Origin of the sequence: Negadavirga shengliensis, assembly GCF_042652345.1 — a bacterium.
Lineage (GTDB): Bacteria > Bacteroidota > Bacteroidia > Cytophagales > Cyclobacteriaceae > Negadavirga > Negadavirga shengliensis.
Window position 1 is genome coordinate 414476 of record NZ_JBHSJJ010000002.1, and the last position, 14214, is coordinate 428689.

Genomic DNA, 14214 nt, shown 5'->3' on the forward strand with positions numbered 1-14214 from the left:
GGCAGGCCAGAACCCAGAGCATTCCTCTGCCTGCCGAAGTCTTATATTTTAGGAAAATAAAATTTGAATATTTCGAAGTGATCAGTATCCCGGATTTTGTCGCAAGCCTGGATTAGCGGTCAGGATATTCATAGGGATTGGAAATATGCGCCGGTGCGCCCCGCTTTCAGGCTTTTCCCAACGGGCTTCGGTATATTTGCCAAACCGGATCATGTCCTCTCTTCTCTTTGCTTCGTAAGCGAATTCCCTGCCGCGTTCATTCAGAAACTCCTCCATGGTCAATGTAGCGGTAGTATAAACAGCGTCAGGGTCACCCGGGGCGAAGCTCCTTTCCCGTACCTGATTGACCAGATCCACCGCTTCAGCATTGGCTGCCCCCCCGTTGATGCGCATCAGTGCTTCTGCTTTGATAAACATCATTTCGGCTAATCTAAAGACTACAAAATCATTGTTCATGTTCCATATCATCCCCCGCTCAATTTCATATTTCTTGTTTCGCACGCCGTCGCCATAACCTCCGTTGGGATTCATCAGCATCTCTATTTCAGGACGTATGACCAGTTGTTGGCCATCCTGATCCCACCATCCCCATACCGGCTGGGTTTGTTCTTCGTCATACCATTGAGGGCCCACGATCCATTGATTGATCCTGAAATCATTTTCTTTGAACAGGCGGTAGAACGCTTCGGGTGTCACGGTTTTTCCCCAAGGATAATCAGGAAAATCAAACACGTCCTTCATCGCACCGGGAAGGTTCTGGGTGGTCATGTTGAACCCTGGAGCAAAATTAAAATCATAAGGAACGACAAAAATATTCTCATTGCTATACTGATTGTTGACTTTGAACGGTGCATCCCAGGTATCATCCAAAGTATATTTCCCTGAATTAATCACATAATCAGCCGCTGCAACGGCATCCTGCCATCTCGGTGTTCCGCTGTAAACCTCCGCGTTCAGGTAAAGACGGGCCAAAAGTGCATGCGCGGCTGTCCTTGTGAATTTACCGTACCAGTTGCCTTCTCCCTTTTCACCCAATAAGTCCTTGTTTTGCAGAATTTCGTTTTCTACCCAGGCAAATACATCCGCTCTGTCCCAGTTCTCAGGATTCACCGCGGTCATGCTCTCCGTCACCGGAATATTCCCGTAGGTATCCATAGCGTAGTAATAATACAACGCGCGCGCCATTTTTATTTCCGCAGTCATTTGTTCCTTTGAGATGGGAAGGCTATACTCGCTAAAATCCAATCCTTCCAACACTTCCAGAAACTGGTTGCAATAACCGATTCCCTGAAAGTAATTGTACCAGTTCCACTCCAACCAATCCAGGCTGGATGTCCAGGTATGCTGGTGAAACTGTACCCATCTCCCGTTTTCAAACCCTTGGTTGTTTTTCACGGTGGCCACGGCTTCATCGGTACCAAAAGTCACCAATGACCAATGCATGTCGTACATCAGAAACTGCAGGAAACTGTAGGGCAGCGAATAAGCAGCCATAACCTGATCATCGGTTTGGTAATAATTAGCTGTAGTGGTGGAACTGTAGACGTTTTCATCCAGGTCATTGCATCCTGATATCCCAGTCAGGAAAGAGATCAAAAACAACCCAACCAGCTTATTGTATATTAATATGAATCTATTTTTCATGGCTTTTTCAGGTTAGAATTGAGCAGATAATCCCAAGGTAAAGGTCCTTGTTCTTGGGTAATAATTGTTGTTGAATTCAACACCGGCCCCGTTGAACGGGTTAATGGCCAGTTCCGGATCCATTCCGGAGAAATCACTCAATACCAGCAAGTTCAAACCCGTGGTATATACCCTTAGGTTTTTGAAAGGGAATGTATAACCTATGGTCAGGTTATCCAATTTGACATAGTTTCCGTTTTCCAGATAATAATCGGAGAATAACGCCTGATCACGAATAGGGTTATCCAGTGCGGAAACCAGCAAGTTGGTAGACGTAAAGGTGTTGATGTTGTCATGAAAGATCCTTTTGGCATTCAAGGCCTGGAATCCAAAAGCGCCCCTGATAAGCATAGAGGCGTCAAACCTCCCGATCATAAAGGTATTGGTCAACCCAAAATTGTATTTGGGGATACTGTTGCCCAAATACCGGAAGTCATCATCGCCAATATGGTCTTTGGTGACGGCATTGTCGTCTTTGTCATAGAACAACCATTGTCCGCTTTCATCAAATCCGGCGAATTTTCTGCCATAGAACACCGCCACGGGCTGTCCCGGAGCGAGCCTTTGTACATCACCTCCCCAGCCCAGGCCTATTCCGGTGATGTTTTGGGCGGAGCCTTTGAATTGGTCACTGGAGACGGAGACAATTTCGTTGATGTTTCTCGCCCCTACAAAGGTGACGTTCCAGCTTACATTGTTTCTTTTGATCACCCTTGCATCCAAAAGCACTTCAAAACCCTGGTTCATCATTTCCCCTGCGTTGGCGAAAATCATTGGAAAGATATTCGGAGGCATCTGGGCGGTGAAATTGCCGATCAAATCCTTTATCCTTCTGTCATAATAATCCAATGAACCGGTTAGCCATCCTGAATTGAACAGGGTAAAGTCAATACCGGCGTTCCATTCCGTTTTTGTCTCCCACCTTAGGTTAGGGTTGGGATTAATGTTAGGTCCATAGGACAGTACCCAGTTTGGATTATCCGGTGTGCCGTAATAAGCATGCTGTGTTCCCCAGGGAAACGGCCCTACTGTGGCCAGTGACTGATAAGGGTTCAAGGCGTCCTGATTGCCTGTCACCCCATAACCGGCCCTTATTTTGAGGTTTCTGACAAAATTGGATCCTTGTAGAAATGATTCCTTACTCAGCATCCAACCACCTGAAATACCATAAAAGGTCCCCCACTTATTGGCTGCCCCCAATACAGAAGCGCCTTCCCTCCTGATACTGGCATTGAAAAGGTATTTTTCATCAAAATCATAAAGAAGCCTTCCAAAATAGGCCACCAAAGTCCGCTCGTTGGCAAAACTGTTCATAAAAACACCATTTCTGACAAAGCCAGGCGTCATATTATGAAGTGCCGCCCCTGCTCCCAAATTGTGGTAAAGGAAGGCATTGGTGTTAAAATTATTGTTTCCGGCGCCAAATCCTTCGTTAAAAATATTTTGGTAAGAATAACCGGTGAGCAAGTTGAAGTTATGCCGGTCGAATTCCTTTTGATAATCTATCAGTCCTTCAAATACATTATTTGTGGTGGTATTCTGATTTCGGGATGCCTGACCCAGAATACCGCTTTGCTGCATATATAGAAGGTTATTATCCGTATAAGAACCGGAAAGAAAATCCTGAACCGTGAAAGAATAGGTTCCCATTACAGACAGGTTGGGAAGGAAGTTATAAGTGGCGCTGGCGGTACCCAGAATTCTTTTTTCCCTGCTGTCGTTGGTATTGTATTCCGTATTGGCCACCGGGTTCCACTGGCTGCCCTGCCCTATCTGTGGAGCTTCAAAAAAGGATCCATCTGGGTTCCTTACCGGAAAGGTGGGGTTCATGTTGAGGGCCTGCCCAAATCCATAATATTCCGCGAAGCTCTTGGTGTCAAAGGAGTTGGTGAGTCCAGCGGAAAAATCAAGCTTGTCATTCAGCGCTTTGGTATGGAGCCGGAATGAGCCGTTTACAAATCTCCTTGACGAAGCCAGATCCATGCCTTCAAAATCCTGGAAGTTGACGGAAGCAAAATAATCGGTTTTACCGTTTCCCCCACTCACGGACAGGTTGTGGCCGTGGCTGACTGGAAAATCCCTGAGAAGTTCATTGAACCAATCTGTATCATGTCCCTGGTCATTGGCTTCCAAGCCATGTTGGGCAGCAAAATTTTTATACTGCTCTGCATTGAGCACATCGTACCGTTTTGAAATCCGCTCGGTAGAGGTGTATCCGCTATAGGAGATTTTTGCAGGCCCTGCTTTTCCTCTTTTGGTAGTGATTAGAATCACCCCTCCGGTGGCCCTGGAACCATAAATAGCTGCTGCTGATCCGTCCTTTAGCACATCGATGGCCTCTATATCCTGAGGCGCTACCGTTCTCAAATCACCTCCAGGCACACCGTCTATGACAATCAGCGGTTGGGCACTTCCTTCTCTGGAGACAGCGCCTCTCAGAGAAAAGTCCGCGGTGGCATTGGGATCAGCACCGTTGGGGCGGGTTATGGCCAACCCTGCTACCTTACCGGTGATCAGGGTCATGGGATCTGCGATCATTCCAGGATTGAAGTCTTCCGATTTGATGGTAGCGATTGAGCCGGTTACGGTTTCCCTTCTCTGTGTGCCATATCCAATGACCACCACTTCTTCCAAAGAAGATTGGTCTTCAACCATAACAATACGGTAAGTGCTCTGGTTGGTGACCGTTAGACTTTGGGATTGATACCCTATATAGGATATCCTGATGACGGCGCCTTCATCTACATTCAAACTAAACTTGCCATCGATATCCGTGACAGTGCCTACATTGGTCCCTTCCACGATTACCGTAGCCCCTGGAATGGGGTTCCCGTTTTCATCCGACACTGTACCTGAAATATCGATATTCATGTAGGAAGTGACGATCTCCTCCCCCTCTTGAAAGGATTGGGCAAGTGGGGTTTTCACCTTATTTTTTACTACATAAATATTCTGGTTGACGCGTTTAAAGCCGAAGTCCGTGGAATCCGCCAAGGTTTGGAGCAGGTCCCGCAGGTTGCTGCCATCCAAAGAAAAGGTGAATTTCTGTTTGTCTCTCCCCAAAGCCTGGTTATAAGTAAAGCTGAATGCGGTCTGCTCCTGCACTTTGTCCAATATTTCCTTCAGCGTCAGGGATTCAGCATTGATACTTATTTTGACATCTACCAAGTTCTGGCTGTTAGAAGGTGTCGCAAGCAGAAACTGCATTGCAAGGACCTGAACCATGAAGGCATATAGAAGCCTTTTTGATGCCATGATCAATAGTTTTAGTAAATTAATTTTCATAATTTTAAGTGCTTTAAAATTCTTTTTGAGTTTACTGATAAGAGTTTAAGGCTTGATCCAGGACTGTGGCCGCAGCTTCTGGATCAATTTTTAATTAATCTGTGTTTTTTACCATAGGCAGGTTAACTTTTACATTTGATTAAATTTATCGTTATTGTTTTCGTTGCGATGTCTGTCTCGTATTTAAAATCAATGATATGGGTCAGGCCTTTAAGGATGGTTTCAATCCGCTCCCCTTCATAAAAGCCCGTCACCAAACAATCTATTTGCGGGGAGTTTTTATTCAGTTCGATAGTTACCCCATAAACCCTTTCAAGTATCCGGAATACCTGTTCCACCGACTCCTCTTCAAAAACCAATCTCCGCGTATGCCATCCGATATAAAAATCCGGGTTTACTGCCAATACCTGAATGACCCCACTGTCCAGTACCGCCTGCTGCCCTCTCACCAATTCGACGTTTTCCCTGGTCTGGATATCCGATACCTTTACCTTGCCGGAGGCCACGGTTATTTCCGTTTTTTTGAAACTGTTCACATTAAAAGAGGTGCCGAGAACCACAATTTCCGACTTTCCCGAAAACACTTTAAATGGCCTGTCAGCATCGGGTTGAATATCAAAAAATGCTTCCCCGGAGAGGTAAACTACCCGTTCATCGCCTTCAAAAACCTCGGGGAATTCCAAAGTGCTGTTTTCGTTGAGCCGAACCATGCTGCCATCGCTCAGCGTCACCGTGGAACGCACCCCAACCTCTGTTACCTTCACGATCCGCTGAGGTTCCGACGACATTGTATCTTGAATATGGTAATAGCTCCAGGCCAACAGGCCCAGAAGCAATAAGCCAGCTGCGTACTTTCTTACCATCAAAAATATTTGCCTGGACCGGCTTTTTCTGTTGCGCGCTTGCCTCAAACGCTTCAGTATTTTATCTTTTGAATCCGCCAACATTTCCTCATCAGGGTCTTGCCCTCTTGAGGCCAAACCTTCTAACAGCGACTCAAATTTTTGCTTATCAGCCTCTGGTGACGCAGCAGAAAGGTACTCTCTAGCTAACTCAAAAATTGTCTTCAGTTTCATGAATACTTGTGGTTATGGGAGTAAGTACCCAAAGCAGTATGGATCAGCTATTGAGAGGAAAAAAAATTTAAAAAAAAGTAAAAGGCTTATTGCCCTCAGTGTTTTTACTACGCTCCCTTTTTTATATCCTTATTGAGCACTGAATTCAGTTGCCTGGCTATCGATGTCCGGTATCCGATACTATCGTCTATTTCGCCCAAAGTCTCAATGCCGTATAGGGCCGAGTGGCTGTAAAGGTGAATTTCCCGGGATTTACAACGGTGCTTTCCATAATTGCCATATTCCAAGTATCGATGGCATCCAAACTATAGGGTTCAGTACCTGTAAGATCAAGATCGACGGTTTGTCCCGGCTCTGCTATATAGGCCAAATAAATCTCTCCGGCTTTTGACAGAACATAGACATTTTGGTTCAATTCTTTTTCGTCGCCGGCAGGATAAAAAGACGGTGCCATTTCATGAACAGGCATTTCTTCCATAATGGACTTGAAATACGCAATTCTATCAGAACTTTCTCCAGGTAAAGTCCCGCCTTTGGCCCACCACCGTACTTCTGTTTCATTATCCGAATCATTCCGGTAGGTATCACCATGGGTGGGGTACCCTCCACTCAGGCCCGCCATCCAAAAGTAACTGGCCATTTCCTCACCGGATAAGTTGCCCCATCCACTGGCCACATCCCCTTCATACCGCATTTCATCAAACAGCAAGGGCTTTTTGTATTTCTCCCGCCACCTGATGGCGTTATAAAACTGTGAAGTCTGCGTGCTTGTATGGGTGATCCAGGGACGGGAATGATCATAAAAATGGTCTTCAGATCCGTACCAATTGTGGATACCCCGAAAACGCTGATGTGGATCCTCATTTTGTAACAAAGTACCTATTCCTTCCCAGTCAATCGTTTCCTTAATCTCAGGAATATCCCATTCATTGGCTAAGGACCACCATACATTTCTGAATGCCGATATCCTCGCGATCATATACCGCACATACCTTTCATTTATCTCCGTCCCCATCTGACAATATCCCCAACGGTCATAGGGGTGAAATAATATTACGTCGGCCTGTATCCCCAGATCCAGCAACTGTTTTATTCTATTGTCGAAATTCTGGAAGAATTCCACGTTGGGCTGGCCGAAATCACTTTGCTCTCCCTCTCTTTTAAAGGGATAGGTCCATGGTTCTGTATCATTGCCATATTGATATGATTTGGGAAACACGCACATCCTGACCTTATTAAAAGGAGAGGATGCCAGCGTTTGAACAGTTTTGTTCTGAATACTTGGCTTTACGCTGGTCCATTGATACGCAGTGGTGCCAATACCATAGTATGGAGTGCCGTCAGCATATTGCAGGTAAAACGTATTGGTGATTTTGAGTGGCCCGTGATTTTCCCCGGTAGGGATCGAACACCGGACAGTTCCCTTCTTGTTGTGCAGCGCGGCTATGTTGCTTTCTGTCCGGTAACTCCATTCTCCCTGGGTTTCCGGTGAAAAACGTATGCGATAAATTCCTTCGCCGTCATAAAATCCAGGTACCGTGACACTGTCGCTTCCATTAACAAAAACAGCTTTTAAATCCACTTCCAAAAACGGGTTCCCTGTGTCAGGCCCTTCAAAAACCGCTTCGAATACGTCCCATTGCTCAACCTGATTCGTTTGAGGGGCGCCACAACTCATAAAAAATAACAAAGCTAAGACGGTCATCCACCCTAAAAAAGCATGAACCTGAAAATGACGGCAACAATTTGAAAAAAAACGCATGTTTGCAGTTTCCATAAATAACGGTATCTAATAGTTAAATTAAGCAATTTGGCTATTTAGAAGGACTTTTAATTTTTTTTGCCCTTTACTGCAGAGACCACTTTCACTTTCATTTCAAGCAATCCGGTTTTCATTTCAATAAAAAAAGGATCACAACCAACTCAATGGATTGGCGCAAATGATAGAGGGCTTTTTTGATATGGTTTTCAACCGTAAAGACAGAGATGCCCAATTTTTGGGCGATTTCCTTGTTAGAAAGCTGTTTATAACGGCTTAATTCAAACACGTTCCTGCATTTTTCAGGCAGGCGGTCAGTGACCGTTTCTATTCTTAATCTGGTTTCGAGTTCTGCGATGTATTCATCGGTACTCCGCACTCCCAAAGTATTCTCCAAAAAAGCCAACTGTTCTTTGTTCCAACGGTTCCTGCGGATTTCTTTCGCTATTTGGTTTCTTGCCGCTCCAAAAAGATAAGGCCGCAAAGCCTGAATGCCATGCACTGCATGGTTTTTCCATAAATCAAAAAATATATTTTGCACCAAATCCTCCGCGGTCTCTTTGTCCTGCATGATTTTATACACATAGCGGAAAATCGGATTAAAGTGCCTGTGATAGATTTCCTCGAAAGCCCTGTGGTCTTCACGGTCCTTTATCAACAGCAGCAACTCCTGGTCATTATGGGTTCGGTAATTTTTCAAAATAGGTGATCGCCAAAACTACGTATTCGCTAGATAATGAGTTTTTCCAAAATTTCCAAGCAATAGTCCGATATAAAAAAATTTAAATACCCCATGTTTTAGAAATATAAAAACATTATTTCGTTCATTATCATATGTTTCCGTAGAATTTACGAGAAATCATATCCATGAATTTCAATCGCTGAATACAATCCACTATGTCGGGTTTTTACTAATGTTTAACATTTTTGACTATTCGGGTTGAATTCATGATTTTTAGAAGCCGTATGGTCACTGCTTCTCTTCAAATGCCCATTTAATTTGCTCCCAAATCCGGGGACCATCATTCTTTTGGACCGGCCCAGGCGTACTTCTGCCATTCCGGATTAAAAGGGTCAACTCCGATTTTAGAGAATCTGCTATTTCGGCCTGGGCCGTGATCAAGTTATTTTCCTCTCCGGGATCCTGAGAAAGGTCATATAGTTGGGAGGAGGGCAATCCTGTCAGGGCATCTCCTGTTTTAGGATCACTCCACCCTCCTGAACCTGGCCATAGAATCAGTTTCCACTTATCTTTGCGAATAGCAAATCTGCCTTCAATAGAATGGTGGACAATAGAGGGTCTGGTTACAGAATTTTCTCCATTAATGACCTTCAAAAAACTAAAACTGTCTTCTCCCGCATTGTCCGGCAGATGATGACCTACCAATTCCGCCACGGTGGCCATCAGGTCGGTCGTACAAATGATTTCATCCGAAACACGGGCCTCACTTATTTTTTCCGGCCAATGAACTATAAAAGGCACGCGGTGTCCTCCTTCATAAATGTCTGCTTTATGCCCCCTATAGATATAACTGGGATCATGGCCCACTTTTTCCAGCTCGGGAAAACCGGCTTTGGGCGAGCAACCATTGTCGCTGGTAAAAATCAGGATGGTATTATCCAGCAGTCCCTTGCTTTCCAAGGCTTGGGTTATCCGGCCCACCACATCATCCACCTGCAGCATGAAATCTCCATACATATTGGTATTGCTTTGTCCCATGAATTCCGTTACCGGTAAAATGGGAGTATGGGGAGCAGGTAGCGCATAATATAAAAAAAAGGGCTTCCCAATACCTGCTTGCTTTTCAATGTACTCGACCGCTTTATCTGTCAAATGGGGCAGTACCTGCACATGGTCAAAATCACTTCCTGTAGGTCCTTCCCTCCAGAACCCTTTGTCGTCCACATTGAGCGTCACCCTATCCGGAACGGCCGTCACCCGGTCATTTTCCACATACACATACGGTGGCATGTCCAAGGAACCACTGAAACCATAAGAATAGGAAAAACCCAAATCTTTAGGACCATTTTTGATGGGTTGGGTATAATCAATATCAAACAGATGGTTAAGGTTGTCCAACCCATCCGAATTGTCTGTAAAAGCCCATTCCCATCCCAGGTGCCATTTGCCTATGAAAGCCGTATGGTAACCGGTGTCCTGCAATACATCCGCAACCGTCAATCTTTCAGAATCTATCAATGGCTTGGAATACCCGCTTAAGACGCCATTTTTCAAAATAGAACGCCAGTTGTACCTCCCTGTCAGAATTCCATACCGGGTGGGGGTACAAACCGATGAACTGGTATGGGCGTCTTTGAACCTGATGCCATTTTGAGACAGCCGGTCGATATGAGAGGTAGTGATTTTGGAAGAGGGATTATAGCAGGAGGCGTCTCCTATACCCATGTCATCCGCAAGGATATAGACGATATTGGGTAATTTCTCCATATCCTGGGCTGTAGTTGGTAAAGCACTGACCAGACTAAGTAAAATATGAATGGTACTGATCTTGGAAAGCGTTTGTAGGGAAGTGATTGCCATGGGTTGGAGGTATTGGATTTTTATTTTGTTTAATCATTTAATATACTAAAAAAGATTCGCTGGAAATCTGAAACACTGATCTATTTTTCTCATTTTTTAATCAATATTGTTACTTATCTGTTGATTTCAACCCCATCAAAGAATTCAATATCAGAAATTTCAACAACCTGCTTGAAAACCATTAATTCCTATTTGATTTTCTTATCCTTTGTTGTATTGACAGGCTATCTTTGTGCAGTAATCCTAATTGTAATTATATGACCATCAGTGAATTTGAAATCAGTATAGTTCTGGCATTGATGTTTGTAAATTGCTTGAGTTTTCAAAGAATTTACGCCCAGTAAAAGGAGGGGAACCCTGCCAGGGTATTTTGGTGGATCGGTAGGGGGCTACCAACAACGGCATCTCCCTATTGCCGACATTGACGTTACGGCATACGATTTTCAATTTCGATTGGGGTTTTGTCATGATTTTTGCTTGGTTCCCTGCGAAAACGCATGCCAAAATCTTATCAAATTTTTCCATAGGGTCCGGGGATTATCATCCCCGGGTACAGTATTTTCACCGGCTACGCGGGTTTTTCCCCTTGTTTAAAATCTTCAATAATTTGGGTCAAACCGAGGTTAAATTACCACTTTAATCACAGCTTTTCCAAAGTTTTAAACTTTGGAAAAGCTCATATCAACGGTTTATTTCAAGTTCTTTTTATCATCAACAGTTGCCGCTACCTTTTGCTTGAATTTCCAGGCAGTTTGGTCTCCGCTGCCCCTTCTGGTTTGCTTCATGATGATGCCGATGAGATTTTTCTCCGGATCAGAATAACGATCATCGCATCACGATGAGAACACCCTTTTAAGGCCAGATAAGCTTGGTGCTATCTATAATCCTCCCCTACAAGGCTTTCCAACACGGACTGTTGCCAGTCCCTAAGCTGGCGTTCCATATTCTTACCTGTTTCGGAATGGGATTCCCAGAGGTTGTTTTCCTCTGCGGGGTCTTCCACTATGTCAAAAAGCTCACGCCTCGCCTCCTCTCCGGTCTCCCCGTGGATCACCAGTTTGTAGCGGTTGTCCAAAAGTGCCCTCGGTCCCCCAAAATCCTCTTCCCGGATATCGGGATGGCGGAAATTGTGAAAATTCCTGGTAGCAATACCATCCATCAGTTTGACCAGAGGGGTGGTCCCCTTCTGAAGCTCCAGGTCGATATATGGCTCCCGCACGTCCGCTGCCTGCTGTCTGGCCCGCCCGTTCCAAAAAGCGATGGGAACCGGGCGTTCCTCCGTTATTCCTTCCAACATCGGAATCAGGCTGATACCATCCAGAGGGCGGTCTGGTAGCGGCTGGTTGATGATTTCGCAGAGCGTGGGAAGCACATCGCTCGTAACGGCATTCATCCCGCTGACTAGGGGTTCATGGATTCTTGACGGCCATTCCAAGACACTGGGAACGCGGACTCCCCCTTCATATACCCGGCCCTTTTCTCCGCGGAAAGGCACGGTGGCGTTGCCCTCCTGCGGCGTACCGTTATCGCCAAAATACCAAAGCAGGGTGTTATCTCTGAGTCCTTTATCTTCGAGGTAATCCCTCATCTGTCCTATGGAACGGTCCATGGCCGTGATTTCTGCAAAACGTTCCCTCAGAACCTCTCCCTGGGGTCTTTCCACCTGTTGACCTGTCTCGTTGGAGGTCAGTTTCACCATACGCTCATTGTACGCTTCGGGCAGGTTGTCGTAGAGCGCGAGGTCCTCGGGGAGACCACTGTAAGGTTCATGGGGGGAACCGTACCAGATCACTACGAAAAAAGGTTGCTGGTTGGTTTTGGCTTTTTCAATGAATTTGATGGCTTCCGCCACCACCACTTCGGAGCCTTCTCCCCGGAATACCACCGGATCGGCGCCGTTCACAGAAAACGTGGGATCCATTTCAAAAAAATTGTCGTGGGAAACCCACTCATCAAAGCCCATGGCCCCGGGATTGGTGGGTGATTCGGCTTTTACGGGGCCTAAATGCCATTTGCCAAAATGGGCGGTGGCATAGCCGGCCTGCTTCATCAAATGAGCGATACTGATTTCCTCCGGTCTGATGGACCAACCTGCACTGAAAGTGCCGTAGCGGTTGGGGTGCCTGCCGGTAATCACACTACCCCTGGTGGGCGAACACACCGGTGAGGCCGAATAAAACCGGTCCATCCTCAATCCCTTCGCGGCCATCTCATCCAATACCGGTGTCTTCAGATGCGGATGCCCATTATAAGCCGTTTCATCCCAACCATGGTCATCGCCCATCAGGAGGATGATGTTGGGGAGAGGGGGATTATCTTCCTTCTCTGTACAGGAAGCGGCAAAAAATACCATGAATAAGCAAAGCACAAAGACGGGAAAATTCATCATGGAACCCGTGGTTTTTCTGTCATTTAACGTTAAGATCATTTGCTCTGATTTCTTTTAGTTTATCTTCCATTTTCTGTTTCAACTCAATTACTACTTCTCGGTAAGCCGGATGATAAGCCAGGTTATTAAATTGCTTGGCATCGTATTCCATATCAAACAGTTCCATACCGGAACCCCCATCCTCATCATACTGAATAAAGGCCCATTTTGAATGGCGTAGCAAAAAAGAATGGCCGCCATTCCATACATGTACTGAAAAGGCCATATCCCTGACTTCGTGGCTTGGATCATCCAGAGTAGGTGCAATATTTTCACCCTGTATATAGTCAGGAGGGTGAATACCCGCCAATTCCGAAATGGTAGGATAAAGATCGAGCAACTCAACAAAAGAATCGCAGACCTGGGCCTTTTTGCCGGGTACCTTGATGATCAAAGGCACCCTTACCGATTCCTCTTTCAAACTCACTTTCATCCAAAAACCATGTTCCCCCAAATGAAATCCGTGGTCGGAAGTAAATATCACGATGGTATTGTCTGCCAGGCCCTCCTCCTCCAGGGTCTGGAGGACTTTCCCTACCTGTGCGTCCATATAAGAGACCGACGCGTAATACGCCGCGATGGCCTTCTTCTCCTGCTCTTCTGACATTTGGGCATTTTTGGTGGTCACATAGTTAATGGCCCTGTCCGGCATATCATCCCAGTCACCCACTACCTTTGGTGGCAATACCACTTCTTCATATGGATAAGGGTCAAAATAGCTTTTAGGGGCCACAAACGGCACATGGGGCCGCACCAATCCTACTGCGAGAAAGAACGGTTTGTCTTTGTGGGCCCGTATCAGTTCAGAAGCTTTCTCCGCGGTTTTTCCGTCAGCGTGGACCAAATCATCGCCATCGGCTTTCACAATGGTCATTACATTCCCGCCCCGCTTGGGCAAAAGTCCAAAGGGGTTTCCCTGCACCAGTTCGCTCTCTCCTTCAGCAGTCCACTCCGGCCCCTGGCTATTGAACCTTTCGGTCCAGGAATCCGGATCGTCTGTTCCATCGGATCCCTTCTCTATGTCGCCAGGCACCCCCATATGGAAAATTTTGCTGACCCGGGCCGTATAATACCCATTTTCTTTGAACAATTGGGGCCACATGAGTCTATCCGGACCGACATTTTCCCTCCCGGATACGTAGCCAAAAGTCTCACTTCCATGGGGGTAATATCCGGTCATCATGGATGCCCGGGAAGGGCCGCATACAGGGTATTGGCAATATGCCCTTGTGTATCGGGTCCCCTCCGACGCAAGTTTATCAATATTGGGCGTGTGACCCGCTGAATTTTCATAGGAGGAAACCGCTGTGGTGGTCAGATCATCTGAGATGATAAACAGGACATTTGGTTTTTCGATACTTTGAGCTAAACTACAAAAAGATAAAGAATAGATAAGTACGGTAATCAGTTTTTTCATTTTAGGAATCGATATTGTTCAAAA

At 45.7% G+C, this 14214-nt stretch carries 8 protein-coding genes; all 8 read right to left on the bottom strand.

What is annotated here, in order from left to right; all coding sequences use genetic code 11:
• Window positions 1-81 precede the first annotated feature (81 nt).
• The 8 genes from ACFPFU_RS04645 to ACFPFU_RS04680 all read right to left on the bottom strand — a co-directional run bounded on the left by ACFPFU_RS04645 (window position 82) and on the right by ACFPFU_RS04680 (window position 14190).
• Window positions 82-1644, bottom strand: coding sequence for a RagB/SusD family nutrient uptake outer membrane protein (locus ACFPFU_RS04645; protein WP_377061994.1), 1563 nt, complete (start codon window positions 1642-1644; stop codon window positions 82-84).
• A 12-nt stretch (window positions 1645-1656) separates the two neighbouring features.
• The gene (locus ACFPFU_RS04650; protein WP_377061996.1) at window positions 1657-4938 is read right to left on the bottom strand and encodes a SusC/RagA family TonB-linked outer membrane protein; all 3282 of its coding nucleotides are present in this window, start codon (window positions 4936-4938) and stop codon (window positions 1657-1659) included.
• Between the two features lie 152 nt (window positions 4939-5090).
• A complete protein-coding gene (locus ACFPFU_RS04655; protein ID WP_377061998.1) occupies window positions 5091-6044 on the bottom strand; it encodes a FecR family protein in 954 nt (317 codons plus the stop codon).
• A 187-nt stretch (window positions 6045-6231) separates the two neighbouring features.
• Window positions 6232-7722, bottom strand: a complete 1491-nt coding sequence (locus ACFPFU_RS04660) for a DUF5060 domain-containing protein (protein ID WP_377062000.1) — start codon at window positions 7720-7722, stop codon at window positions 6232-6234.
• A gap of 214 nt (window positions 7723-7936) precedes the next feature.
• Window positions 7937-8503: an RNA polymerase sigma factor gene (locus tag ACFPFU_RS04665; protein ID WP_377062002.1), complete on the bottom strand. Its 567-nt coding sequence runs from the start codon at window positions 8501-8503 to the stop codon at window positions 7937-7939.
• 270 nt (window positions 8504-8773) lie between these two features.
• On the bottom strand, window positions 8774-10345 hold the full coding sequence (locus ACFPFU_RS04670) for a sulfatase family protein (RefSeq protein ID WP_377062004.1): 1572 nt from the start codon (window positions 10343-10345) through the stop codon (window positions 8774-8776).
• 874 nt (window positions 10346-11219) lie between these two features.
• Window positions 11220-12734: a sulfatase family protein gene (locus tag ACFPFU_RS04675; protein ID WP_377062006.1), complete on the bottom strand. Its 1515-nt coding sequence runs from the start codon at window positions 12732-12734 to the stop codon at window positions 11220-11222.
• A 19-nt stretch (window positions 12735-12753) separates the two neighbouring features.
• Window positions 12754-14190: a sulfatase gene (locus ACFPFU_RS04680; protein WP_377062008.1), complete on the bottom strand. Its 1437-nt coding sequence runs from the start codon at window positions 14188-14190 to the stop codon at window positions 12754-12756.
• Window positions 14191-14214: the final 24 nt, after the last annotated feature.